The sequence below is a fragment of the Nocardioides sp. NPDC004968 genome (assembly GCF_040608935.1).
In the GTDB taxonomy this organism is placed as follows: Bacteria; Actinomycetota; Actinomycetes; order Propionibacteriales; family Nocardioidaceae; genus Nocardioides.
In genome coordinates this window covers 56,636-81,600 of sequence record NZ_JBEXJF010000002.1, presented here as the reverse complement: position 1 = coordinate 81,600, position 24,965 = coordinate 56,636, and the positions used below count along the sequence as shown (strand labels likewise).

The following is a 24,965-nucleotide window of genomic DNA, read 5'->3' as shown; positions in this document are numbered from 1 at the left end:
CACGGGCGCCCGGACCGCACCCGGAAGTGATAGCACGCATCCTGCGTCGAGCGTCGTCAAACCTCGACAACTGGTAACCGGTGTTCAGGTCAAGGTGAAGGTGCTGGAGCGTCGGCCCGCGGTGCCACCGACGGTGAGTGCACCACGGTCGTGCTGGAGGTAGTCGCCGCGGTCCGTGGCCACCTGCAGCGAGATCCCGCCCTTGACCGTGATCCGGCGGAAGCTCGCCTCAGCCGCGTACGCCGGGCCCGGCTCGACCGGGTCGATCCGGACCGTGCCGGTGGTGACCCGGACATACCGGTCGGGGAAGTTGACCGACTGCAGCGACTCCGAGCCGTCGCCCGCCAGACCGGGGACGAAGCGGAACTGGCTGTCGGCGAGCTCCCTCGGGGCATGGTCCACCCGCACGGCGTACTCGTAGTGGCGTACGAACGAGCCCGGCGCGTCCAGCGGGGTGAGCCGCACGATCGGCCCGCCCTTCCCGACCGGCACTCCGAACATGGGTGTGCCGTCCGCGTGCCACACCACCTTCTGCACGCGAGCGTGCCGGTTCGGGTCGTAGAGCGGGTCGCCGGTGATGTCGCGGTAGTCCCGGGCGTGGTAGACGAGAACGTCGGTCACGCCGTCCTCGGCGACCGTGAACGAGTTGTGCCCCGGGCCGTACTGCCCGGTCTGCACGTTCGTCGTGAACACCGGATCGGGGCTCTTGACCCAGGACGCCGGGTCGAGCAGATCGGCGTCCGCAGACGCGGTGAGCAGGCCCATGCAGTAGCGCGAGTCGGTGGCGCTGGCCGAGAACGTCATGAAGACGCGGCCGTTGCGGACCAGCACGGCGGGCCCCTCGTTGACCTTGAAGCCCTGCACCTCCCAGCTGCGGGTCGGGGTCGCGATCCGTGCCGGGAAGGTGCTGATCGCGAACGGCGAGCTCATCTCTGCGATGTAGAGGCTGGTGTTCACCGCGATCTCGGGCTCGCTCTGTGCCCAGACCAGGTAGCGGCGGCCGGCGTGCTCGAAGGTGGTGGCGTCGAGGGCGAAGCTCTGCCACGGCGTGATGATCTGCTGCGGTGCGCCCCAGCCCGCGGGGTCGCGCGGGTCGGCGAGCGTCGACTCCATGACGTACATCCGGATCCGGAAGACGTCGTCGGAGTCGCCGGCTGCGAAGTAGACGTACCAGCGGCCGTCGATGCGGTGCAGCTCGGGCGCCCAGATGTGGCCGCCCATCTTTCCGCTGGCGGGGCGGCGCCAGATCACCGATTCCGCCGCTGTCGCGAGGCCGGCGAGCGACGCCGACCCGCGGATCACCAGACGGTCGTACTCCGGTACGGAGCCGGTCAGGTAGTACATCCCGTCGACGGGCGGGGTGACGAACGGGTCGGCTCGGCGCTCGACGAGCGGGTTGAGGGTCGGCACTCCCCAGATGTCGGCGTCGCTGGGCATCGGTACGGGCGGTGCCGCGGCGGCAGGCACAGCATGCCCGGCGAGGGCGGCCGCCGCCCCGAGGCCGACCCCGGCCTGCAGAAGGTGCCGCCTGCTGAGGCCGGCCCGGAGGCTGAGGTGGTTCAGGTGATCGGACATGGTGCTCCCCTACCGGGTCTGGATGCGGATGAAGGTCACGGAGTACGGCGCGAACGTGCGCGTGAAGGTGCTGTCCACGCCACGGATGGTGCTGGTGACCGGCTTGATCGGCTGCGCGGTCCGGGTGTTCTGGTCCTCCGGGTCGCCGCTGATGACGGTCATCTGCGCCTTGGGGGCGACCTTGATGCCGAGATCGATGCGGGTGACCGCCGGCTCGGCCTGGGCGTTGACGACCTTGACGAGCAGGTCGCCGGTCGCCTCGTCGCGGGTGACCACCTGCGCGTACGGCTCGGTGACCTGGTCGTCGTCGAACTCCTGGAAGAGCTGGCCGTCGAGGAAGAGCCGGACGTGGGTGCCGCGGACCTCGATCCGTACATCGTAGGTGCGCCCGGTCTCGATCGAGTGGCCCTCGCGGGCGATCAGGGTCTCCTTGCCGCCGTTGGTGGCCTTCTCGACGACGGTGCGGGTGTTGTTCCAGCCGCCGAGGTTCCACCAGTAGAAGTTGCCGGTGTCCTTCACCCCGAACGCGACCAGGAAGCCCTCGGAGCCGGACAGCTTCTTGGCCTTGAGCTTGATGTCGTAGTCGCTCGCGGTGATGTCCGCAGCCCCGACCAGGGTGTCCTGGGCGGCAGCGTCCGTCTGGGTGTAGGCGCCATCGACGACCGACCAGCTCCCCCGGTTGCCCAGGGGGCTCCAGCCCTCGGCGTTCCCGTCCTGGAAGTCGTCGGCGAACAGGGAGGTTCCGTCGGGTGCGGTGACCGACACGTCGTCGTACGCCGCGGAGGTGGCCCAGGTGGAGAGACCGATGCCGCCGGTGATGGGCTGCGGCTCGATCACCTTGCCGGTCGCCTCGCTGGGTACGACCCGGTCACCGACGTTGTTCATGAACAGCTTCTGGACCTCGTAGCTCGCAGAGCTCCAGGACTGGTCGTTGTCGAACCAGATCATGTCCGGGCGCCACTGCACGTGATCGATGTTGGCCAGCAGCGGGGCGTAGGAGGCCAGCCGCACGACGTCGGCGTTGCGCTCGAGCCCGGTCATGTACGCCGCCTCCGACAGCGCGTTGAAGAGCTTGTTGTCCTGGGAGGCGTACTCACCGAGGAAGACCTTCGGCCCGTTGCGGTCGTAGCTGTCGTAGCGGTCGTTGTTCTGCAGGAACCAGGTCGGGGAGTTGTAGTAGTGCTCGTCGACCATGTCGACACCGGCGGCCCGGTTCTGCGCCCAGTGCTGGTCGAAGAGCGCACCCTGGTCGTCGGGGCCGGAGTTGCTGATGATCGTGATCTCCGGGTAGCGCGCCTCGATGGCCGCGCGGAACTTCTCGAACCGCTCGAAGAACTCCGCCGGCAGGTTCTCCTCGTTGCCGACGCCGAGATGAGTGAGTCCGAACGGCTCCGGGTGTCCCATCTCCGCGCGCAGGTCGCCCCACTCGGAGTCGACCGGGCCGTTGGCGAACTCGATGAGGTCGAGAGTGTCCTGGATGTAGCGCTGCAGCAGGGCCTCGTCGTCGGTGACCCGGTTCTGGCCGCAGCCGGTGACCAGCGCCGGCACGACCGGCAGCGGCATCGCCCCGACGTCCTCGGCGAACTGGAAGTACTCGTAGTAGCCCAGTCCGTAGGACTGGTTGTAGCCCCAGAAGTTGGCGTTCGTCGCGCGCTCCTCGACCGGGCCGACGGTGTCCTTCCACTGGTAGGACCGGGCGCGCTGCCAGCCGGAGGCGGCGTCGTAGCCGGACATGCTGCCGGTGTTGACGAGACAGCCGCCCGGGAAGCGGACGAACTCCGGCTCGAGCGCCGCGATCTTCTCGGCGAGGTCCTTGCGCAGCCCGTTCTCGCGACCCATGAAGGTGTCCTCGGGCATCAACGAGACCATGTCGAGACGGAGGGTGCCGACGCCCTCCCCCTGCAGCCACAGGCGTGCGGAGTCGGTCTTGGTGCTCGCGGTGAAGGTCCCGGCGTACTTCTTCCAGGTGTCCCCGTTCACCTGGAGCCGGACCGGATCGGCGTACGAGGTGGCGCCGGACTCGTCGCGCAGCGACACGGTCAGCGGCGTACCGCCGGCGGTGTCCGAGCGTGCCCAGACCGAGAAGTCGTAGCTCTTGCCGGCCTCGAGCGCGACGCCGTTGTTCCAGCCGCCGTTGGAGACGCCGTACGTTCCGCCGGCGGTGTTGGCCAGGGATAGCTGCAGGTAGGTGCGGTTGCGCTCGTTGAGCCGGAAGCCGTCGTCGACGGGGGTCGCGGTGCCGTTGCCTCCGCCCTCTCCTCGCGGGGTCCAGGCGGTCAGCCCGGTGTAGGAGCGGTTGTCGGCCGGCAGGAACTCGAAGGACCGGTTCCGCACGAGCTCGGCATAGAGACCGCCGTCGGCCGCGTAGTTGATGTCCTCGAAGAAGACGCCGTACATCGAGTCGCTGATCTCGGGTCCGGACTCACCGGTGCGGGCCGTGATCGTGTAGTCGGGTTCGGGTGCAGCGGCTCGCCGGTCCGCGCCGAGGCTGGGCGCGGCGTAGGCCAAGGGCAGTGCGAGGACGGTGGCGGCGGACAGGATGGTCAGCAGACGGATTCTGTGCACGATGGTCTCCTCAGAACACGCGGTAGGAGGTGCGGATGCGGTCCAGCTCGGCCTTGGTCACCGGCAGAACGGTCCCGTGGCGGGGGCGGCTGGGAAGCTGGTAGTCGCTGGAGATCCGGAAGAAGCCTGACTCCAGGTCGGTGGTCTCGAACGGCACGTACCCGCGGCCGCCGAACTCGTCGATGAACAGGTACCACTTGTCCTCGGTGTTGGACTTGAAGATCGTCGGCCCCTCACCGCGGTCGATGCCCGGGTTGTCGGCCGTGGCCTTGCCGATGCACTCCGCGACGAAGCTCCAGTCCAGGTCGAGCAGCGAGGTGGCCTTCTCCTCGACGATGAACTTGCTGCAGGGCGTGGTGGAGGTGTTGTTCCGCTCGTCCTTGGTGAACCGGTAGTAGGTCCCCTCGTGCTCGACGACGGTGGAGTCGATCACCGAGTAGCCCGGGTCGATCCACACCTGGGGCTCGCTGAAGGTCCGGAAGTCCCTGGTGGTGACGTAGACCATCCGGTTGTGGGTGTTGCCGGCGTGGTCGGGGTCTTCCTCGTCGTAGAGCTTGGAGGCCCAGAAGACGACGTACGCACCGATCCCCTCGTCGTAGTAGGCCTCGGGCGCCCAGGTATTCCCTGCCTGCGGCGAGGACACCCGGACGTGTCGCTGCTCGGACCAGTTCACGAGGTCCGTGGACTCCCAGATCTCGATGTAGCGGCTCCCCCGGCGCTGTGCCGCGTCCCAGTCCCCGTTGCCGTAGATCTTGAGGTCGGTGGCGATCAGGTAGAACTTGTCGCCCTCCGGGGAGCGGATGATGAACGGGTCGCGTACGCCCTTGTCGCCGTGCTGCGAGCGCAGCACCGGCTGACCGCCGTTGAGCTCGTCCCAGTGGAGCGGGTCATTGCCCCTGCTGGCGGCGAGGTAGACCTGCTCGCCGTCGGCCGTCCCCTCGCCCGTGAAGTAGGCGAAGGTGTAGCCCTCGAGCGGCTCCTGCTTCGGCAGCGGCAGGACCGTCAGCCGGAACTGCCGCTTGTCCTTGACCTTGCGCAGGCTCACGGTGGCGTTGAGTGCCAGGCGGACGGCCTTCTCGCCGTACGCCGGCCGGTCGACCTCACCGGCCGGGGTCACGACGGCAGGCTCGCTGGACGTCCAGCTGATGGTCGTGCCGTGCAGGCCCTTGGTCGGCAGGGTGATGTTGCCGCGGATCCCGTCGGCGTCCCAGACCTTGAGCGCGGCTGCGGCGCGAGTGACCTTCTCTTCGTCGCTGATGTCGGCCGGCACGTTGACGGCGAACTCCTCGGACCCGCTGGCGGAGCCGTGGGCTGCGGTGGCGGTGAGCGTCACGGCGGCATCGGGGCTGCCGTAGAGCGGACGGGTGACGGCACCGGTCGGGGAGACGACGGCAGGGTCGGAGGAGGCCCAGGTGAAGGTGGAGCCATTCGGGCCGTTGGTCGGGAGCGAGAGGTCACTGACGACGCGGGACGTGTCGCCCAGGTCGAGCCAGGCGAGGTCGCGCTCGACGCGCTGCTCGTCGGTGACGTGGCCCAGCTCGTGGACCTCTGAGGCCGTCAGCGCGCGGTCGTACATCCGGAAGTCGCGCAACTGGCCCTTCAGGTGACGGTCGCCGCTGTAGACGGATCGACCGAGATAGTTCGCGGTCGTGACCCCGTTGCCGATCTGACCGGGCGTGATGGTCACGCCGGTGCGGCGCGCGACCTCGACACCGTCCTCGTAGAGCACCGCGGTGCCGTCGGCGAGCGTGTAGCTGATGGTCTTCCAGGTGTCGCGGGCCAGGTTGCGGCCGGCCGTCACCGTCTGCTCGGTGCTCCAGTTGCCGGTGGCGATCGACGTCCGGTAGGCGTTTCCGGTCGTGAACAGGTAACCGTTGCCCGTGCCGTTGTCGCCGGTGTTGCCAAGGCCCCAGATGAAGTAGGGAGTGGCCTGATCCGCTGCGATCTTGACCTCGAGCGAGACGGTGATCGACGTCAGACCGGCCATCACGTCGTTCGGCAGCCTGACGTGCCCGTTGGTGCCACCAAGGGACAGCCCCTCGCCGCCGAGCCAGGTCGCGTCACCGGTCAGCGTGCCGTTGCGACCGGCACCTGACTCGTCGACGACCGTGGTGCCGGTGACCTGGTCGAGGGGGTAGTGGACGACGAGCCCTACGTCGCTCGCCCCCTGCGCCGGCGCGGTGGTCACCAGGCTGGCCAGGATCAATGGCAACGACGCAAGCGCCGCCAGGGTTCGCGCGAGATGCTTCCGGCGCGGGTTGCGGGGGGTCATGTTCGACTGGTCCATCTGCGCTCCAGGGTCAGCTTTGGACAAACGCCGGGCACTCATGTGTGACTGCAATCACATGAATGTGAGCGCTAACATAACCAGGGGGTCGAGGCTGCCGTCAAGAGTCGTCAGGCAAGTCACGTGAGCTCTCACGCCGACTGGTCCCTGATGGGCGCGGCGGACGAAAACGAAGAAACCCCCGCCGATCCTGCCGTGTTCCGGCTGGTCAGACGAGGGTTTTGGTGGAGCCGCCTGTCGGAATCGAACCGACGACCTTCTCATTACGAGTGAGACGCTCTGCCGACTGAGCTAAGGCGGCGTACCGTCAGCCGTTACCGCATGAAGCGGCTCTGGTTGAGCGGACCGGATGAGTGTACCGAGACTGCGCGCTCGACACTAAAACGGTGCGCCTCGACGTGCTCGTCGATGGTCATGCGGGTGGGCTTGCCCTTGCCGATGAGGCGGCCCAAGCGGCGTACGCCGTGCTTCATTGTTGCTTTGCTCTTCTCTGAACGTGGGTCAACCACCGACTGCGGACGCAGTGGTGGTGATTCAATGATGACCGCCGGCGATTCATAGAGGTAGACGATCTTTCCTTGGAAAGTCATAGGATGTCTCTATGTTGTCGCTGCACCAGCTCCGCGTGTTCCTCGCGGTCTACGAGCATGGCTCGCTGACCGCGGCGGCCGACGAGCTCGGTTATGCGCAGCCGTCGATCTCGGAGCAGGTCAGAGGCCTGGAGCGTACGCTCGGCGTCCAGCTCTTCCGGCGCGTCGGGCGCGGGGTGGTGCCGACCGGGGTGGCCGACGAGCTGAGGCCGCACGCAGAGCGTACGGTCGCGGCTGCGGAGGACGCGCGCAAGGCCGTGCAGGCGGTGAAACAGTTCGAGACCGGGACGATCCGGTTCGGGATGTTCGGGATCGCGCGGCTCTACGGCGGCGCCGGCCTGGTGGCCGACGTGCTCGATCGATACCCGGGCGTGCGCGTCGAACTGATGGGGCAGAACTCCGCCGAGGTCCAGGAGGACCTGAGACGTGGACGGCTAGAAGCGGCGATGCTGCTCGTCGGCAGCGTCTCCGGTCCGGGGCTGAAGGTCACGCCGGTGGCGCGCGACGAGCTCGTGTACATCTCGGCCGACCCCGCTCACCTGGCCACACCGGTCACCCCGCACCGGCTCTCGCTGGCCTCGCTGGTCATGTCCGACACGAGCTGGAGCTCCGAGGACCCGACCCGGGTCACCATCCGCAACCTGCTCCACGAGACCGGGCGCAACCCACCCAGCCGGATCGAGGTCGAGGACATCGAGACGGCCGTCGAGCTGGTGGGGATGGGGTACGCCGACAGCGTCATCGCCAAGGGAGCAGCCGAACAGCTGCTCCCCCGGCTGGCGCCGAAGGCCGGCTGGGTGTCACTGCGGCCCCGGACGTACGACACCTTCGCCGTCGTCCACCGCACCGACGCCACCCTCTCCCCCGCCGCCACGTTGATGATCGAGCTGGCCACGAAGCGGATCCAGGCCATCGCGGACCCGGTCCACCGGCGCTAGTACGTTCAGATCACTCGCAGCCGTAGCCGTCGTTGTCGGCGTCGAGGCGCCACGGATCGGAACCGTGGACGCGTACGGGCTTCTTGCTGCTCGGGATCTCTCCGCAGTCGCGGTCGTTGGCCGAGGTGGCGTTGTAGACCTTCTCGCCGTTGCCGTAGGTGTAGTCGAGACCCGAGCCACTTCCACCGGACGTGCTGCGCTTCTTCAGGTAGAACGACGCCGAGACGTCGACCTTCCGCTTGGCGTCGCCGGCGAACTTCCAGCGGTAGTAGCGGCTGACCTTCGGCGTCACGATCACGGCGCACTTGCCGTACCTGTTCGTGACGCAGGAGGTCACGCTCATCCACCGGCCGCTGGCCTTCTTCTGCAGGTGGATGCGCTTGCCCTTGATCGGGTTGCCGCCCGCGGTCAGCTTGCCGACCGGGCGGTAGGACCTCGTCCCGTACTTGTTGGCGGAGACCTTGACGACCTTGGTGATGACCTTGGCGGCGGTCCCCGGGGGCGTGGTGGCGTGGGCGGGCTGGCTGATGACGGGGGCTACCGCGATCGCCAGGGAGGCGATCGCGGTGGCAGCGAAGACCTTCGTCGTCGAACGGATTCGCTGGTTGATGATCACGTGCTCGTGACCTTCCTCTCGAAGTGACGTTTCCGACAGTGATCCTCTGGTCCAGAGAGATCCGCCGGGGCGTCACGACGAGGACCCACCCCACATCGGGTAAATCCGCAGTTCGAGCGGTGTCAGCACTCCAAGCCGTCGTCGGGGACCTTGCCGTCGACCAGGTAGGCGTCGATGGCGTCGTCGACGCAGCCGTTGCCCTGCATGTAGCCGGTGTGGCCGTCGCCGTCGCGGGAGACGAGTACGCCGTTGTCGAGAGCCTTTGCGAGCGCTTCGGCCCACTCGTAGGGGGTGGCCGGGTCGCGGGTGGTGCCGACGACGACGATCGGGTTGGAGCCCTGGGCGTCGATCTCGGGCTCGGGCTCGGTGGCCTTGAACTTCTCCGCGGCGCAGCCGTTGAGCATCCAGGCCAGGGCGGCACCGAAGGTGGGAGCGGCCTCCTCGAAGGCGGGCACCTGCTTGCGTACCTCCTCCGGGCTGAGGCCGGAGGAGTCGTCGAGGCAGTTGATCGCCCAGTTGGCCTCCATCGTGTTGTTGATGTAGCCACCCTCGGGGTCGCGGCCCGCGTAGTTGTCCGAGAGGCTCATCAGCTGGGAGCCATCGCCCTTCAGCGCCGCCTGCAGGGCGTCGGTGAGGTAGGGCCAGTAGGACTCGACGTAGAGCGGGGTGATCAGGCCGTAGAGGGCGTTGCCGGCGGTCAGCTCGCGGTCGCCGGCAGGCAGCGGCTCGGCGTCGATGTCGGCCATCAGCTTCTGGACGCGCTCGACGCCCTCGTCGACGCTGTCACCGAGGAAACAGTCGCCCTCGTCGACGCAGTTCTCGACGTAGGAGCGGAGTGCGACCTCGAAGCCCTTCGCCTGGGCGAGGTTGGCCTCGAGGACGCTCAGCCCCGGCTCGATCGCGCCGTCGAGCACGAAGCGGCCGACCCGGTCGGGGTAGAGCTCGGCGTAGGTCGAGCCGAGCTGGGTGCCGTAGGAGGCGCCGAAGTAGTCGAGCTGGTCCTCACCGAGCGCAGCCCGGAGTACGTCCATGTCCCGAGCCGCCTCGACGGTGCTGACGTGAGCGGAGATGCCGTCCTTCTGGCCGGCGCAGCCGTTGGCCATCTCGACGCCGGTGTCGACGTACGCCTTCTCCTCGGCGGGGGTGTCGGGGTCGGGGTCGACCGCGACGTAGGCGTCGAGGCTCTCGTCGTCGAGGCAGTCGACCGGGGTGCTCTGCCCGACACCGCGCGGGTCGAAGCCGACGACGTCGTAGGAGTCGCGGACGGTGGAGCTGAAGGACTGGTTGTTGTAGAGGGCGTACTCGATGCCCGAGCCGCCAGGGCCACCCGGGTTGATCGCCAGCGAGCCGATCTTCTTCTCGTTGGCCGGGTCCTTGATGACCGAGACCTCGATGGTGCGGCCGGTCGGGTCGGAGTAGTCGAGCGGGACCTCGAGGGTCGCGCACTCGAAAGCGCCGTTGCAGTCCTTCCAGTCCAGCTTCTGACTGTAGAAGGTCTGCAGCCCCTCGGTCGGGGCCGCGGTGGCCTCCGCGCTCGGACTCACCTGGTCGGCGTCGGGGGTGCCGCCGTCGGCACCACAGCCAGCGGTGATCACGGTCAGAGCGGTCAGCGCGGCGGCGCCGGTCACTGCTTTGAGTTTCACTGATCTCCTCCGGGCGGCAACAGCGCCACCATCATCGCTTCCAGCACCAACTGGGGCTGCACGTTGAACTCCAGCAGCTGCTCACGGGCTTCGAAGATCGCCCCGATCCGCTGCAGGTTGAGCTCGGGGGTCGCGGCCGCGACGAGCTGCTCGATCTCGCGCCGGTGCTCCTCGTTGACGAGGGTCACCGGAGCGCCGGCGGCCATCGCGATCGCGTCGCGGTAGACCGAGACCAGGTCCATCAGCCCGCGGTCGATCACGTCGCGGTGGCGGCGGGTGGCGCGGCGCTTCTGGTCCTTCTCGAGCGCGGACAGCGCGGGACCGTACTCACGCGGACGGCGGCCGCGATCGACCACGCCGTAGCCGGTGTCGAGGTCAGCCTTCTCCCGAGCGTCGAGGTCGGCGGTGACCGCGTCGGCCTCCTCCTTCGAGACCGCAGCGAGCTCGCCGGCGGCCCGAAGCGCGTCGGCGAGGGTGTTCAGCCGGGCCGGGTAGGCGACCACCTGCTCGCGACGGCGCCGGGTGTCGTCGTCGCGGGCCAGCGCCTTGGCCCGGCCGATGTGGCTCTGGCTCGCGCGCGCCGCGTAGGCCGCGCGCGCCTCGTCGACACCGAGCGTGCGCTGGAGAAAGGCGGTCACGTCGGGAGCCGTCGGGGTGGTCAGCGTGACCAGCCGGCACCGGGACCGGATGGTCGGGAGTACGTCCTCGACCGTCGGCGTGCAGAGCATCCAGACCGTGCGGGCGCCGGGCTCCTCGACCGCCTTGAGCAGCGCGTTGTTGGCCTGCTCGGTGAGCCGGTCGGCGTCCTCGATGATCAGGATCTGCCAGCGGCTTCCGGCCGGCGTGAGGGCGGCCTGACGGACGAGGTCGCGGATCTCGTCGACGCCGAGCGTGAGCTTCTCGGTGCGGACCAGGTTGACGTCGGCGTGGCTGCCCGCGAGCACGGTGTGGCACGCGTGGCACTGGCCGCAGCCTCCGTTGGGGCACTGGAGCGCGGCGGCGAAAGCGATCGCGGCGTTGGACCGTCCCGAGCCCGGGGGCCCCGTGAACAGCCACGACTGGGTCATGCCGTGGCCGGCTGCGGCGGTCCGCAGCGTCGAGATGATGTGGTGCTGGCCGACCAGGTTGTCCCAGACCGAGGTCGTGGCGACGTTCATGCCGTCACCGCCTCGGCGAGCAGCGGCTCGAGCCGCGCCAGCACCGCCGCGTGGATCTCCTCGACCGGCGCGCGGGCGTCCAGGACCAGGTAGTGGTCGGGATTCCGCTCGGCCAGCCCGACGAACGCGGAGCGCACCCGCTGGTGGAACTCGACCGACTCCTGCTCCATCCGGTCGCGCTCCTCGAACCGGGTGAACCCGGCCGTCGGATCAAGGTCTAGCAGCACGGTCAGGTGGGGTCGCAGGTCGGCGGTCGCCCACCGCGCGACCTCCTCGAGCTGCGCGGCGTCCAGCACCCGGCCGGCGCCCTGGTAGGCCAGCATCGAGTCGACAAAGCGGTCGGTGATGACCACCTCGCCCCGCTCCAGCGCCGGGCGGACCATCGACTCGATGTGCTCGGCCTTGTCGGCGGCGAACAGGAGCGCCTCGGTCCGGTCGTCGAGGTCGCCGGTCTCCGGGGACAGCACGATGCGGCGTACGTCCTTGCCTACGGCGGTGTCGCCCGGCTCGAAGGTCAACAGGACTCGGTGGCCGCGGGCGGTCAGGGCCTCGTGGAGCAGCCGCGACTGGGTCGACTTGCCCGACCCCTCGCCGCCCTCGAAACAGACGAAGACGCCGTGCTCTGCGTAGACACCCGGAAACCTCACGAGGCAAACCTACGGGGTGGTACCGACAACCCCGGAGTACGCCGCCCGCGGATAGGGCGATTCCCGGATGTCGAAGGTCGGACCTCCACGTTAAGGTTCGGGTCGTCCTCACGCTGAACCTAGGAGTCTCCGGTGATCTACGTCCTGATCGTCCTGCTGCTGGCCGCCCTCGCGGTCGCGGCCTACCTGCTCTGGAAGAGCAGGCAGCAGCCGACGGCGCAGAAGGAGCCCGACGACTTCATCGGCGACCAGCACAAGCACGCCTCCGACCAGCTGCGCCAGGTGCGCAACGGCGACGTCGTCGAATACCTGGGCCACAACTGGTTCGTCCGCGGACGGATCGACTTCGACGAGCACGGCTACCGCTGGACCGAGCACATGCTCGACGACGCGGAGGGCAAGAAGTGGCTCTCGATCGAGGACGACGAGAGCTTCGAGGTCTCGCTGTGGCACGCGATCCCGCTCGGCGACATCGAGCAGGGCGCCGTCGGTGACCGCGACATCATCGTCGGCGGCGTCGCCTACCGGCTCCAGGAGAAGGGCTCCGCCGCCTTCACCGCCACCGGCGCGACCGGCACGGCGCCGTCGGGCACGGCCGAGTACGCCGACTACAAGTCGGTCGACGGCAAGCTGCTCGGCTTCGAGAAGTGGGGCAGCAACTGGGAGCCCTCCCTCGGCGAGGTGCTGCAGCCGTTCGAGCTGACCGTCTACCCCTCCACCGACCGGCCTGCCACCCTGGACGACGAGTGACGCTTCTCGACGTCCCGTTCGCGGACGTACGCGGCGACACCCTGCGCTGGACCCTCGCACCGATCCCCTGCACCCCGCTGGCTTCCGGGACGGTGGACCTCGGCAGCGGTCTCACGGTGACGCTGAGCGTCCTGGGCGCCAGCCACCAGGTCGTCGTACGCCGCCACGACCGCCCGCTCCTGCACGAGACGATCGCGTGCGGGATCGCCGAGGCCGCGCCCCTTCCCGAGGCACACGCGGCGGGCGGCTACCGCCTCGCCTCGCACGTCGAGGAGATGGGACCCGAGGAGCTCGCCGCGCAGGCGTCGCGGCTCGTGGAGCGGCTGAGCGGGCGTACGGATGCCGTGGTCGCGCACTTCCCGGGTGACCCGCACGCGGTGACCGCGCTGGCCCTGGACAGGCCCGACGCCAGGCAGATCGTCTGGAGCACCTGGCACACCTACCCACAGACCGGCGAGATCGTCGCCACCACCACCAGCTACCGGCCCGAGGAGGGCACAAGTGTCTGACCCCCATGGCTCCGGAGGCCCGAACCGCAAGCTGATCGGCTGGGCGATCGTCGCGGCGTGCGTCGCGCTCGCCATCATCATCGCCATCGCCGTGTCCGGCGACGGGAACAGCCCCGAGAAGTACCTGCGCAAGAACTTCGACCACGTCAGCGGCACCGACCCCGACAGTGAGGCCGGGATCGTCTTCGAGGACGACGGCTCGGTGAGCTCGGTCGCCAACCAGATCGCGAGCGGCACCGACGCGGACGAGAACCGTGCCGAGGGAACCAGCCACTACCTGCGCTACGACGACGACTGGCTGGTCGTCGTGGAGCCGCGTACGCCCTCGGGATCGACGATCACGCTCTACGAGTACGACCGTGGCTACCGCCACCACGCCACGGTGATCGGGCTGTGGGGCTGGAACAGCTACTACGGCCGCAGCAGCGGTGGCGGCAGCAGCGGTGACTCCTTCCGCGGCGGCGGCAGCGGATCCGGCAAGTGACCACCCTCAGACTGGAGAGATGAACCGATGACTGACCTTGTGAGCGGACTGCTGTCCACCGTCGCCTTCGCCGCCCTCGGGCTGGTTCTGCTGATGATCGGCTTCTACGTGATCGACCTGCTCACGCCGGGCCGGCTGGGGCAGCTGATCTTCGTGGAGCACCGCCGCGACCCGGCGCTGCTGCTCGGCTCCTCGGTCGTCGCGATCGCGACGATCGTGGCCACCTCGATCTACACCGCGGAGGCGGACACCCTCCAGGGGCTCGCCGAGACGGCTGCGTACGGTCTCATCGGGATCGCCCTGCTCGCGTTCGCGTTCGTGATCCTCGACCTGCTCACCCCGGGCCGGCTCGGTGAGCTGATGACCGACGACAAGGACGACCCGGCGATCTGGGTCGCCGTCGCGGTGCAGCTGGCCGTCGGCGTGATCGTGGCGGCCTCGATCACGTGAGCCTGACTCTCCCCTCGTTGTCCGCGCTGCCCGAGGGACGGGCGGCCCGGCTGCTCGTCCTCGCGGCGGTGTTCGTCTGCGCCGCCTGCGGCCTCGTCTACGAGCTCGCGCTGGTGACGCTGGGGAGCTATCTGCTCGGCAACTCGATCGCCCAGACGTCGCTGGTGATCGCGGTGTCGATGTTCGCGATGGGCATCGGCGCCGTGCTCGCCAAGCCGCTCACCGCGCGGCCGCTGCGCTCGTTCGTGGGTGTGGAGATCGCGCTCGCCGCGGTCGGCGGCGCCTCGGTGCCGGCGCTCTACGCGTCGTTCGCGTGGCTGCACCTCTACACCCCGATGATGCTGCTGGTGACGTTCCTGATCGGCGCTCTGGTGGGCGCCGAGATCCCGCTGTTGATGGAGCTGCTGCAGCGGCTGAAGCGCCAGCAGGCCTCGCTCGCGGTCGCCGACATCAACGCGGTCGACTACGTCGGGGCGCTCATCGGCGGGCTGGCGTTCCCGTTCGTGCTGCTGCCGACCCTGGGGCTGCTGGTGGGGACGGTGGCGACGGCTGCGCTGAACGTCATCGCCGCCTGGACGGTCGGGGTGGCGCTGGCCGGCTCACGCCGTCAGCGTGGGACGGTCACGGCGATCTGTGGCGCACTCGCGGTCGCCCTCGGCCTGACCGCGGTGACGGCCGACTCCTTCGAGCTCAATGCCCGGCAGGCGCTCTACCGCGACCCGATCATCCACTCCCAGCGCTCGGCCTATCAGGAGATCGTGGTGACACGGGGCGCTCCGGTCGGGCCGGCGTTCGACGACGTACGCCTCTTCCTCGACGGTGACCTGCAGTTCTCCTCACTCGACGAGTACCGCTACCACGAGATGCTCGTCCATCCGGCGATGAACGGGCCGCACCAGCGGGTGCTGATCATCGGCGGTGGCGACGGGCTCGCGGCGCGCGAGGTGCTGCGCTATCAGTCCGTCTCCTCGGTGACGCTGGTCGATCTCGACCCGGCGGTGGTGTCGCTGGCGCGCTCCTTCGAGCCGGTCTCGTCGCTGACGTCGGGGTCCCTGGAGGACCCCCGACTGACGTACGTCGCCGCCGACGCTTTCTCCTGGGTGCGCGACTACTCCGGGGCACCGTTCGACGTGGTCATCGCCGACTTCCCGGACCCGGACTCGACCGCTCTGGCCAAGCTCTACTCCGTCGAGAACTACAGCATGATCGCGCGGCTGCTCGCCCCGTCCGGACGGATGGTCGTGCAGTCGGGTAGCCCGTTCTTCGCGCCGGACGCGTTCTGGTCGGTGCGGCACACCCTCACCGAGGCCGGCTACCGGACCACGCCCTACCAGGCGGACGTACCCTCGTTCGGCAACTGGGGCTACGTCCTCGCCTCCCGCGACGGCTCGGCCCCTGAGCTGGCGCTCGACGACGAGGCGCCGGGCGGGCTGCGCTACGCCAGCGACGCCGTGCTCGCGGCCGCCTCGTCGTTCCCGCCGGACCGTGCCGAGCGGCCGACCTCGGTCACCACGCTGCTGGATCCGGCGATCCTGGACTATGCCCGGAACGGTTGGGTGGGCTACTGATGTTCTTCCTTCTCCGACTGGTCCGGCGCACCTCGCGGCACTACGCCTGGGTGCTTCCGCTCGCCATCATCGGCTTCGTCTTCGTCACCGGCTGGATCGCGATGGCGCTGACCCAGCCGGGCAGCGACATCGTGCGCCCCACCAACTACTGGTGGTGGTTCCTGGTCACCGCGACCACGGTCGGCTACGGCGACCTCTTCCCGGAGACCACCGGTGGTCGGCTCGTCGGGGCGTACGTCGTCTTCGGCTCCATCACCACCCTCGCCATCTTGTTCAGCCGGATCTCGGCAATCATCGAGAACGCCAAAGGACGCCGCATGCGTGGAGAGATCAGCTTCAGCGGACAGAACCACATCGTGATGCTCGGCTACGCCGCCGGGCGTACCGAGCGGATCCTGGTCGAACTGCTCTCCGAGCCGGAGCGGGAGGTCGTGCTCGCGACCTGGGAGGACCAGCTCTCCGAGCACCCGATGCCCGGGGAGGACCGCCTGCATTTCGTACGCGGCGACATCACCGACCTCGACGTGCTCGCTCGCACCGGGCTGTCCAACGCACACAGCGTGCTGATCGACCCGAGTGACGACAACGAGGCGGTCACGCTCACCGTCGCAGCCAACACCGCGGCTCCTTCGGTGCACACGATCGTGGCGCTGCGGGACCTGCGCGTACAGCGCACGATCTTCCGCGTCGACACCACCGTCCACTGCGTCCAGTGGCACAACACCCAGCTGATCGCCGAGGAGCTCAGCGACCCCGGGATCGCCGAGGTCTACCAGGAGCTCGCCACCGCCGGCGGCAAGGGCACCTACTCACTCACCGTGCCTCCTTCTGCCGCGACCGTTGACGTCGGCGCCTGGCAGGCCGCTCTCGGCCGCTCGTACGGCGCCACACTCCTCGCCGTACGCACCGTCGACGGCATCCAGGTCAGCCCGCCGTGGGACCTTCCCGTCTCCCCTGGCGCGCGGCTCTTCTACATCGCGGCCGATCGGTTGGACTACGACGAGGTCGTCGGGTCGCTCGGCTGACGCGTGCGTAGGAATACCCGGTTAACCGGGTATTCCTGCACTTCTCAGGCATTGCAACACCCGAGAAGTGCAGGAAACACCTGAGAAGTCAGGCGTTCTTCCTACGCGCCACGCTCAGTGACAACCTGATCACGACTTCTTGGTCGCGGCCTTCTTGGTCGTCTTCTTGGCAGTCGACTTCTTCGCCGGAGACTTCTTCGTGGTCTTCTTCGTGGCCCGCTTGGTGGTCTTCTTCGCCGGACCCTTGGCGCGCTTGTCGGCGAGCAGCTCGGCGGCACGCTCGGCAGTCAGGGTCTCCAGGTCGTCGGCGGCCCGGAGGGTGGCGTTGTATTCACCGTCGGTGACGTAGGGACCGAAGCGACCGTCCTTGACGACCATCGGCTGCCCGGAGACCGGGTCGGGGCCGAGCTCCTTGAGCGGCGGCTTGGCGGCGGCACGGCCGCGCTGCTTCGGCTGGGCGTAGATCTGCTCAGCCTCCTCCAGCGTGATCGTGAGCAGCTGGTCCTCCGAGCTCAGGGTCCGGGAGTCGGTGCCCTTCTTCAGGTAGGGCCCGTAGCGGCCGTTCTGGGCGGTGATCTCCTCGCCGTCGGCGGCGGTGCCGACGACCCGGGGCAGGGTCAGCAGCTTGACGGCGTCCTCGAGCGTGATGGTCTGCAGGCTCATCGACTTGAAGAGGCTCGCGGTGCGGGGCTTGGCGCCCTTCTTCGCGTCTTCGGGGAGCTGCTCGGTGACGTAGGGACCGAACCGGCCGCTCTTCGCGACGACGGTGAGCCCGGTCTCGGGGTGGACGCCGAGGTTGAGCTCCTCGCCGGCGGGGTTGGCGAAGAGCTCCTTGGCCTTCTCCAGGGTGAGCTCGTCGGGCGGCAGGTCGTCGGGGACGTTGGCACGCACCGCGAACGGGGTGCCGTCGTCGCCGGGGCCCTCGATGTAGGGGCCGTAGCGGCCGACCCGGAGGTTGACCCCGGACTCCGGAGTGCCGACCGGGAAGGTCGCCAGCTCGCGAGCGTCGATCTCGCCGAGACCGTCGACCAGCGGCTTGAGACCCATGATCCGCTCGGAGCCGAAGTAGAACTCCCCGAGCTCGGTGGTCATGTCCTTGTCGCCCTTGGCGATCTCGTCGAGGATCTCCTCCATGCTCGCCGTGAACCGGTAGTCGATCTGGCGCGGGAAGTGCTCCTCGAGCAGCCTGACCACCGAGAACGCGACCCAGGCAGGCACCAGCGCGGTGCCCTTCTTGAAGACGTAGCCCCGGTTGATGATGGTCTGGATGATGCTCGCGTAGGTCGACGGACGGCCGATCTCGCGCTCTTCGAGCTCACGGACCAGGGTCGCCTCGGTGTAACGGGCAGGCGGCTTGGTCTCGTGACCGTCCGCGGTGAGGCTCGCGGCGTTCACCCGGTCGCCCTCGGTGAGGTTCGGGAGCCTGGTCTGCTGGTCGTCGGAGGTCTGGTCGGCGGAGTCGGTGCCCTCGACGTACGCCTTCAGGAAGCCGTGGAAGGTGATCACGCGCCCGGTCGCGGAGAAGACGACGTCCTCGCCCGTGGCGGCCGAGGCGCCGAGGCGGATCGCGACCGAGTTGCCGACCGCGTCCTTCATCTGGGAGGCCACGGTGCGCATCCAGATGAGCTCGTAGAGGCGGAACTGGTCGCCGGTCAGACCGGTCTGCGCCGGGGTGCGGAACGAGTCACCCGCGGGGCGGATCGCCTCGTGGGCCTCCTGGGCGTTCTTGACCTTGGAGGCGTACGTCCGGGGGGCGTCGGGCAGGTATTCGGCACCGTAGAGCTCCCTGACCTGAGCGCGGGCCGCGCTGACGGCGTCTCCGCTCAGGGTCGTGGAGTCGGTACGCATGTAGGTGATGAAGCCGTTCTCGTAGAGACGCTGGGCGACCGACATCGTGGTCGACGCGCTCATCCCGAGCTTGCGGCTCGCCTCCTGCTGCATCGTGGTGGTGCGGAAGGGGGCGTACGGGCTGCGCTTGTAGGGCTTGGACTCGACCGAGCGGACCTCGTAGGTCTGGCCCTCGAGGCCGGCGACGAGGGACTCGGCGCGGGTGCGGTCGAGGTGGACGACCTTGTCGCTCTTCAGCAGGCCGTCGGGGCCGAAGTCGGTGCCGCGGGCGACGCGGCCGCCGTCGACGGAGGTGATCCGGGCCGGGAACATCCGCGGCTCGTGGTCGGAGCCGGCGTCGAACGTGCCGGCGAGATCCCAGTAGGAGGCGGTGCGGAAGGCGATCCGCTCACGCTCACGGTCGACGACGAGCCTGGTGGCGACCGACTGGACACGGCCCGCGCTCAGGCGGGGCATGACCTTCTTCCACAGCACCGGGGAGATCTCGTAGCCGTAGAGACGGTCGAGGATGCGGCGCGACTCCTGGGCCTCGACGAGGTCCATGTCGAGCTCGCGCGGGTTCTCGGCGGCCGCCAGGATCGCGGCCTTGGTGATCTCGTGGAAGACCATCCGCTTGACCGGGATGCCCTTCTTCGGCTTCAGCTCGTCGAGGAGGTGCCAGGCGATCGCCTCACCCTCGCGGTCCTCATCGGTGGCGAGGTAGAGCTCGTCGGCGTCCTTGAGGAGCGACTTGAGCTTGGCGATCTGCTTCTTCTTGTCGCTGGGCACGACGTAGTAAGGGGTGAAGCCGTTGTCGACATCGACGCCGAAGCGCCCCCACGGCTTGTCCTTGATCTTGGCAGGGGTGTCTGCCGCGCTCTGCGGAAGGTCGCGGATGTGCCCGACGGATGCCTCGACGACATACCCCTGTCCGAGGTATCCGCCGATCTTCTGAGCCTTCGCCGGGGACTCGACGATCACCAACTTGTGTGCCACTGACGTCCTTATCTCACTGCAGCAGAGCCTGGCACCACTGACAAGCTCTGGCGAGACACGTTAGCGCGTGTCTCCAGCCGGCATGGGTCCAGTCACCGCGGTTCATGCGGCACTGAGCTCTCGGACAACATGGCGTGTTGCCTTGGGCGCCGCGAAGACAATACCTAGCACGCTGGGGAGCGGGAGCGCGAAATCGGTGTCTCATCCGGCCATGTCCAAAAACTGTCGGTGCTCGTCCGTATGGTGGCTTTCGAGGACGGCGAGACCAATCCGAACCGAGAGGTCTCTGCTGATGATCGACGCTGAATACACCGACTACATAGAGGGTCTGGCCACGCCCCCGGAGCACCTGGTCTGCTCCGAGTGCGCGCAACTGCTCACCCGGACCAACGTGATCCTGGAGCGCCTGGAGGCCGAGCTGACCCGGCCCCGCTGGTCGGAGCCGGATACGCCGCCACGACCGGACCATGAGGTGGCCCTGGACTGGCTGGCCGCGCTGTGCGGCGGCCACGAGGCGGTCACCGCGCTGGATGCCGCGCCGCTGGTCGAGGACGGGCTGGACCTGCCGGTCGTGGAGGATCCGGCGGGTCGTACGCAGCTGGAGGCGGTCGCCGCGCTGCTCGACGAGGTCGCGGCCGACTTCCCGGTAGAAGAGGTCGGCTTCGCGCTGCGACGGGCCCTGCTGCGGCTGTGGGAGATCGACCCGCTGGTCGTCGACCGGCCCACGCAGCCGGCTCAGGTGGCGGCCGGGATCGTCTGGACGGTCCTGGGCGCCAACGGGCTCGCCGGGCCGGGCGGCCTGGTCACCGCGACCGAGCTCAAGGAGCGGCTGGGCGTGACGAAGATGCCGTCGGCCTACGGCAAGCAGCTGGCGGCCGCGCTGCGTGGCTTCTGGCCGTGGCAGACGCAGCGGCCGTGGGGCATGCGTGACCTTCCCGACCTCGAGCCGCTGGGCTATCCGGACCTGCTGGTCTCGAGCGCGCGCAGACGCCTGATCAGGCTGCGGGACCAGGCGTGCCTGGTGCGGGACGGAGGAAGCCCTCGCTGACCAGCTCCTGGGCGATCGGCAGATAGCTGCTGCGCACGACGTCAGGGTCACGGTCGAGGATCTGCGCGAGCGCGTCGAGGATCTGGCCGACGGTCAGGTCACCGTCGCACGCGCCCGCAAAGGCTGCCTCGATCGTGTCCGCCTGGCGCGCACGGCGCAGGCCACGCTGCTGGCGCAGGATGACAGTGCTGGGGTCCTCGGCGCCGGGCTGGCCGAGGGTCTCCTGCTGGACGTCCTCGACGATCACCAGCGTGGAGTCCTCGGTGACCTCGACGCGAGCCGCCTCACCCCACGCCTCGAGCGCCGGGGCGATCGGCTGCTCGACGTCGTAGGGCCACTCGAGGAGCTCGCGCTTCGGGTTGCTCGCGCCGGTGCGGTGCAGGTTGATCCAGCCGAACCCGACGCCCTCGATCTTCTGCTCCTCGAACCAGGACAGCCAGGTGTCGTAGCGGGTCAGGTAGTCCTGGGCGCCGTGGTGGCCGGAGTCCTTGAGCCACAGCTCGACGTACGCCGCCGGGTCGAGCACCTCACGCTGGACCACGAACGCGTCGACCTCGTCCCCGAGCCATCCCTCGAGGCGGTCGTCCCAGGGCTGGTCCTCGGAGATGATCCAGTTGCCCAGGATCTGACACCAGCCGCCCTCGGTGAGCATGCCGGGAGCGGCCCTGACGATGTCCTCGACCACCCGGTCGCCGGGGAGCCCGGAGTCGCGGTAGACGAGGCGCTCACCGGTCGCCGGGCTGATCACGAACGGCGGGTTGGTGGCGATCAGGTCGAAGCGCTCACCGGCGACTGGCTCGAAGAACGACCCGTTGCGTACGTCGATCCGGTCCGCCACGTCGTTGAGGGCGGCGTTGAAGGTGGTGATCCACAGGGCTCGCTGGTTGACGTCGGTCGCGACCACCCGGTCGCTGTGGGTGGCGAGGTGGAGGGCCTGGACGCCGCAGCCGGTGCCGAGATCGAGCGAGGTGCCGACCTGGTCGCGGATGGTCAGCTGCGCCAGGGAGGTCGAGGCAGGGCTGATCCCGAGCACGTGCTCGTGGCCGACGCGCTGGGGGCCGCCGTCGAGCCCCGGCGTGAGGTCGGAGACGACCCAGAGGGCGGTGTCCTCGGTGGCGTACGGACGTACGTCGAGGCGGGCCGCGACCTCTCCGACCGACTGCTCCAGGATCCCCTCGACGGCGAGCCGGTCGACGAGCCCGGGCAGGGCTGTCTCGGCGTGGTCCAGGGGCACGGTCGTCTGCAGCAGGAAGAGCCGGATGAGGGTCTCCAGCGGGGAGCCTCCGTGGGTGCGCCGCCGGCCCGGCAGCGTCTCGTTGCGGCTCAGCGCGCTGTGCGCGATCGGACCGAGCAGCTCGGCGACCGAGTCGTAGGAGAAGTCAGCCTGCTGGAGGGCGTCACGGAGCCGGTGCGGGAGGTCACTCACACCTGGAGCCTAATGCGCGGACAGTGTCAGCCTGCTGCCGCGCCCTCGGCGCTGGCGTGGATGTCGAAGACCTTGGCAAGACCGGTGATCCGGAAGATCTTGAGCAGCCGCTCCTGCGTGCAGACCAGGCGGAGCATGCCGTTGTGCTGGCGCACCTTCTTCAGGCCACCCACCAGGACGCCGAGGCCGGTCGAGTCGAGGAACTCCACGGCTTCGAGGTCGACGACGATGTCGTAGTGACCCCGCGCGACGAGCTCGGTGATCTTGTCCCTCAGCTTCGGCGCGGTATAGACGTCGATCTCGCCGCCCACGGCCACGATGGTGGCCGAGTCGAGCTCGCGAGTCGCAAGCGTCAGATCCACTTCGAAGTTCTCCTGCCAAGGAACGTGAGACAACCAGCTCCGGTCGGCATGCCTGGTGTCCGATACCCGGAGTCGATCGTAATGTAACCACGGCTCACCAGGATGCGCGCAAGAAACTCGCAACGTCATGGACACGATGCGGGGCCGCAAGCGTGGCGGCGACCAGGATTCTGGGAGAATAGGCAGGTGTTGACGACAGCGACCGGTGATCTCGTACGCCGGCTCGCGGACGTCCCGGGCCGCGAGGACCGGCTGGCTCACCTCGAGCAGATCCCGCCACGAGATGCCGTCTTCGCCGACTGGCCGACGTGGGCTTCTGCCGACGTGGTCGCCGCCTTCGCCGCTCGCGGGATCGAGCGTCCTTGGCAGCATCAGGCGGTGGCCGCCGAGGCCGCCCACGAGGGCACCCATGTGATCGTCTCGACCGGCACCGCCTCCGGGAAGTCGCTGGCCTATCAGCTGCCCGCACTGACCGCGATCCGAGACGCGCGTGGTCCACGTGGTGAGCGCGGCGCCGGCGTCCTCTATCTCGCGCCCACCAAGGCGCTCGCTCAGGACCAGCTGACCGGGCTACGCGAACTGGGCGTCGACGTGCGCGCGGTGACCCACGACGGTGACAGCACCCGGGAGCAGCGGGACTGGGCGCGCGACTTCGGCGAGTACATCCTGACCAACCCCGACATGCTGCACCGTTCGCTGCTCCCCGGTCATCAGCGATGGACGGCGTACTTCCGCTCGCTGCGCTACGTCGTCATCGACGAGTGCCACCACTACCGCGGCGTCTTCGGAGCGCACGTGTCGCACGTGCTGCGGCGGCTGCGGCGCATCTGTGCGCTCTACGGCTCGTCGCCGACGTTCATCCTCGCCTCGGCGACCGTCGCCGAGCCGTCGATCGCGGGCGAGCGGCTCACCGGCCTTCCGGTGCTCCCTGTGACCGCCGACGCGTCACCACGCGGCGAGCTCTCGATCGCCCTGTGGCAGCCGCCGCTGACCTCTCACGCCGGCGAGAACGGCGCTCCCGTACGCCGCGCGGCCTCCGCCGAGACCGCCGACCTCCTCGCCGACCTGGTCTCCTCGGACGTACGCACCCTGGCCTTCGTACGCTCCCGGGTCGGTGCCGAGCAGGTCGCCCTGACCGCGGCCGCCGAGCTGGAAGAGGTCGACCCGTCGCTGCCGGGGCGGGTGGCGTCCTACCGCGGTGGCTACCTGCCCGAGGAGCGCCGGGCGATCGAGGCGTCGCTCCGCTCCGGCGAGCTGCTGGGGCTGGCGGCGACGAACGCGCTCGAGCTCGGCATCGACATCAGCGGTCTGGACGCCGTGGTGCTCGCCGGGTACCCCGGCAGGCGCTCGGCCTTCTGGCAGCAGATCGGCCGGGCAGGGCGGGGCGCGGGTGACGCGCTCGGCATCCTGGTCGCCCGCGACGACCCGCTGGACACCTACCTCGTCACCCATCCGGACGCGCTTCTCGGCCAGCCGGTCGAGGCCACCGTCTTCGACCCGGCGAACCCGTACGTAGTCGGCCCCCATCTGTGCGCCGCGGCGCAGGAGCTGCCCCTGACCGAGGCGGACCTGCCGCTCTTCGGGCCGGGCGCCCGGGAGATCCTGGACAACCTGGTCGCCTCGGGGCTGCTGCGCAAGCGTCCGCGTGGCTGGTTCTGGACCGACCGCCGCCGCGCGGCCGACCTCGCCGACATCCGCTCCTCGGGCGGATCTCAGGTGCAGCTGATCGAGGCCGAGACCGGCCGGGTCGTCGGCACGGTCGACGCGGCGAGCTCACACGCGAGCGCGCACGCCGGCGCCGTCTACGTCCACCGTGGCGAGACCTATCTCGTGCACGAGCTCGATCTGGAGGAGAACGTCGCGGTCATCTCCCGCGACGACCCCGGCTACTCCACCTTCGCCCGGGAGATCACCGAGATCTCGATCGTCGCCGAGCGGGAGCAGGTCGCCTGGGGCGAGTGCCGCCTGGCGTACGGCGACGTCGACGTCACCCACCAGGTCGTCTCCTTCCTGCGCCGGCGACAGCCGAGCGGTGAGGTGCTGGGCGAAGAGCTCCTCGACCTCCCCGAACGTACGCTGCGCACCTCCGCCGTCTGGTGGACCGTGCCCGCCTCAGCCCTCGAGGCGGCCGGCCTGGAGACGGCGGACATCCCGGGCGCCGCCCACGCCGCCGAGCACTGCTCCATCGGGCTGCTCCCGCTGATCGCGACCTGTGATCGCTGGGACATCGGTGGGGTCAGCACCGCGTCCCACCCGGACACCGGCATGCTCACCGTCTTCGTCTACGACGGACATCCCGGCGGTGCCGGATTCTCCGAGCGCGGGTTCCGTGCCGCCCGGGAGTGGCTCGGCGCCACGCTGGAGACCATCGAGGCGTGCGAGTGCGACGACGGCTGCCCCTCCTGCGTGCAGTCGCCCAAGTGCGGCAACCAGAACAACCCTCTCGACAAGCAAGGCGCGATCGTGTTGTTGCGCCTGCTTCTCGGAAAATAGGCCTAATGT

Annotated in this window: 20 protein-coding genes and 1 tRNA gene; 9 read left to right on the top strand and 12 right to left on the bottom strand. The window is 69.0% G+C overall.

Features of this window, described 5'->3' with window-relative positions:
• Positions 1 to 84: 84 nt before the first annotated feature.
• From ABZU72_RS02900 to ABZU72_RS02880, 5 genes are all read right to left on the bottom strand, one after another.
• Positions 85 to 1,575, bottom strand: coding sequence for a family 43 glycosylhydrolase (locus tag ABZU72_RS02900; RefSeq protein ID WP_355017410.1), 1,491 nt, complete (start codon positions 1,573 to 1,575; stop codon positions 85 to 87).
• Between the two features lie 9 nt (positions 1,576 to 1,584).
• Complete coding sequence (locus ABZU72_RS02895) at positions 1,585 to 4,140, bottom strand: alpha-L-arabinofuranosidase C-terminal domain-containing protein (protein ID WP_355017409.1); 2,556 nt, start codon at positions 4,138 to 4,140, stop codon at positions 1,585 to 1,587.
• A gap of 10 nt (positions 4,141 to 4,150) precedes the next feature.
• Positions 4,151 to 6,427, bottom strand: coding sequence for an immunoglobulin-like domain-containing protein (locus ABZU72_RS02890; protein WP_355017408.1), 2,277 nt, complete (start codon positions 6,425 to 6,427; stop codon positions 4,151 to 4,153).
• Positions 6,428 to 6,652: 225 nt separating this feature from the next.
• Positions 6,653 to 6,728 (bottom strand) — tRNA-Thr (locus ABZU72_RS02885).
• A 13-nt stretch (positions 6,729 to 6,741) separates the two neighbouring features.
• Positions 6,742 to 7,017: a hypothetical protein gene (locus ABZU72_RS02880; RefSeq protein WP_355017407.1), complete on the bottom strand. Its 276-nt coding sequence runs from the start codon at positions 7,015 to 7,017 to the stop codon at positions 6,742 to 6,744.
• An 11-nt stretch (positions 7,018 to 7,028) separates the two neighbouring features.
• On the opposite strand from ABZU72_RS02880, the gene ABZU72_RS02875 reads away from it, so the two are divergent.
• Positions 7,029 to 7,955, top strand: coding sequence for a LysR family transcriptional regulator (locus ABZU72_RS02875; RefSeq protein ID WP_355017406.1), 927 nt, complete (start codon positions 7,029 to 7,031; stop codon positions 7,953 to 7,955).
• Positions 7,956 to 7,965: 10 nt separating this feature from the next.
• Here ABZU72_RS02875 and ABZU72_RS02870 read toward each other — a convergent pair whose 3' ends face one another.
• From ABZU72_RS02870 to tmk, 4 genes are all read right to left on the bottom strand, one after another.
• Positions 7,966 to 8,571: an excalibur calcium-binding domain-containing protein gene (locus ABZU72_RS02870; RefSeq protein ID WP_355017405.1), complete on the bottom strand. Its 606-nt coding sequence runs from the start codon at positions 8,569 to 8,571 to the stop codon at positions 7,966 to 7,968.
• Positions 8,572 to 8,693: 122 nt separating this feature from the next.
• Positions 8,694 to 10,214, bottom strand: coding sequence for an alpha/beta hydrolase (locus ABZU72_RS02865; RefSeq protein ID WP_355017404.1), 1,521 nt, complete (start codon positions 10,212 to 10,214; stop codon positions 8,694 to 8,696).
• The gene (locus ABZU72_RS02860; RefSeq protein ID WP_355017403.1) at positions 10,211 to 11,371 is read right to left on the bottom strand and encodes a DNA polymerase III subunit delta'; all 1,161 of its coding nucleotides are present in this window, start codon (positions 11,369 to 11,371) and stop codon (positions 10,211 to 10,213) included. The genes ABZU72_RS02865 and ABZU72_RS02860 overlap by 4 nt, the downstream gene beginning before the upstream one ends.
• The gene (gene tmk, locus ABZU72_RS02855; protein ID WP_355017402.1) at positions 11,368 to 12,018 is read right to left on the bottom strand and encodes a dTMP kinase; all 651 of its coding nucleotides are present in this window, start codon (positions 12,016 to 12,018) and stop codon (positions 11,368 to 11,370) included. The genes ABZU72_RS02860 and tmk overlap by 4 nt, the downstream gene beginning before the upstream one ends.
• A 132-nt stretch (positions 12,019 to 12,150) precedes the next feature.
• Here tmk and ABZU72_RS02850 point away from each other — a divergent pair, with 132 nt between their 5' ends.
• From ABZU72_RS02850 to ABZU72_RS02825, 6 genes are read left to right on the top strand one after another with little or no spacing between them, the layout of a single operon-like run.
• The gene (locus ABZU72_RS02850; protein WP_355017401.1) at positions 12,151 to 12,768 is read left to right on the top strand and encodes a DUF4178 domain-containing protein; all 618 of its coding nucleotides are present in this window, start codon (positions 12,151 to 12,153) and stop codon (positions 12,766 to 12,768) included.
• Positions 12,765 to 13,277 carry a DUF2617 family protein gene (locus ABZU72_RS02845; RefSeq protein ID WP_355017400.1) on the top strand — a complete coding sequence of 171 codons (513 nt, stop codon included), beginning with the start codon at positions 12,765 to 12,767 and terminating at the stop codon, positions 13,275 to 13,277. Before ABZU72_RS02850 ends, ABZU72_RS02845 begins: the two co-directional genes overlap by 4 nt.
• Positions 13,270 to 13,761, top strand: coding sequence for a DUF4247 domain-containing protein (locus tag ABZU72_RS02840; RefSeq protein WP_355017399.1), 492 nt, complete (start codon positions 13,270 to 13,272; stop codon positions 13,759 to 13,761). Before ABZU72_RS02845 ends, ABZU72_RS02840 begins: the two co-directional genes overlap by 8 nt.
• Before the next feature lie 27 nt (positions 13,762 to 13,788).
• Positions 13,789 to 14,211 carry a DUF350 domain-containing protein gene (locus tag ABZU72_RS02835; protein ID WP_350660294.1) on the top strand — a complete coding sequence of 141 codons (423 nt, stop codon included), beginning with the start codon at positions 13,789 to 13,791 and terminating at the stop codon, positions 14,209 to 14,211.
• Positions 14,208 to 15,779: a polyamine aminopropyltransferase gene (locus ABZU72_RS02830; protein ID WP_355017398.1), complete on the top strand. Its 1,572-nt coding sequence runs from the start codon at positions 14,208 to 14,210 to the stop codon at positions 15,777 to 15,779. Before ABZU72_RS02835 ends, ABZU72_RS02830 begins: the two co-directional genes overlap by 4 nt.
• On the top strand, positions 15,779 to 16,804 hold the full coding sequence (locus tag ABZU72_RS02825; RefSeq protein ID WP_355017397.1) for an ion channel: 1,026 nt from the start codon (positions 15,779 to 15,781) through the stop codon (positions 16,802 to 16,804). Before ABZU72_RS02830 ends, ABZU72_RS02825 begins: the two co-directional genes overlap by 1 nt.
• Before the next feature lie 129 nt (positions 16,805 to 16,933).
• Here the strand turns inward: ABZU72_RS02825 and topA are convergent, their stop codons facing one another.
• Complete coding sequence (topA, locus tag ABZU72_RS02820) at positions 16,934 to 19,627, bottom strand: type I DNA topoisomerase (RefSeq protein WP_355017396.1); 2,694 nt, start codon at positions 19,625 to 19,627, stop codon at positions 16,934 to 16,936.
• Positions 19,628 to 19,919: 292 nt separating this feature from the next.
• Here topA and ABZU72_RS02815 point away from each other — a divergent pair, with 292 nt between their 5' ends.
• The gene (locus ABZU72_RS02815; RefSeq protein ID WP_355017395.1) at positions 19,920 to 20,675 is read left to right on the top strand and encodes a hypothetical protein; all 756 of its coding nucleotides are present in this window, start codon (positions 19,920 to 19,922) and stop codon (positions 20,673 to 20,675) included.
• On the opposite strand, the gene ABZU72_RS02810 is transcribed toward ABZU72_RS02815, so the two are convergent.
• Complete coding sequence (locus tag ABZU72_RS02810) at positions 20,623 to 22,101, bottom strand: methyltransferase (RefSeq protein ID WP_355017394.1); 1,479 nt, start codon at positions 22,099 to 22,101, stop codon at positions 20,623 to 20,625. The genes ABZU72_RS02815 and ABZU72_RS02810 overlap by 53 nt on opposite strands.
• Before the next feature lie 26 nt (positions 22,102 to 22,127).
• Positions 22,128 to 22,463 (bottom strand): anti-sigma factor antagonist, encoded by a 336-nt coding sequence (locus ABZU72_RS02805; protein WP_091044749.1) that lies wholly within the window; start codon positions 22,461 to 22,463, stop codon positions 22,128 to 22,130.
• 186 nt (positions 22,464 to 22,649) lie between these two features.
• On the opposite strand from ABZU72_RS02805, the gene ABZU72_RS02800 reads away from it, so the two are divergent.
• Positions 22,650 to 24,956 (top strand): DEAD/DEAH box helicase, encoded by a 2,307-nt coding sequence (locus ABZU72_RS02800; RefSeq protein WP_355017393.1) that lies wholly within the window; start codon positions 22,650 to 22,652, stop codon positions 24,954 to 24,956.
• Positions 24,957 to 24,965 lie beyond the last annotated feature (9 nt).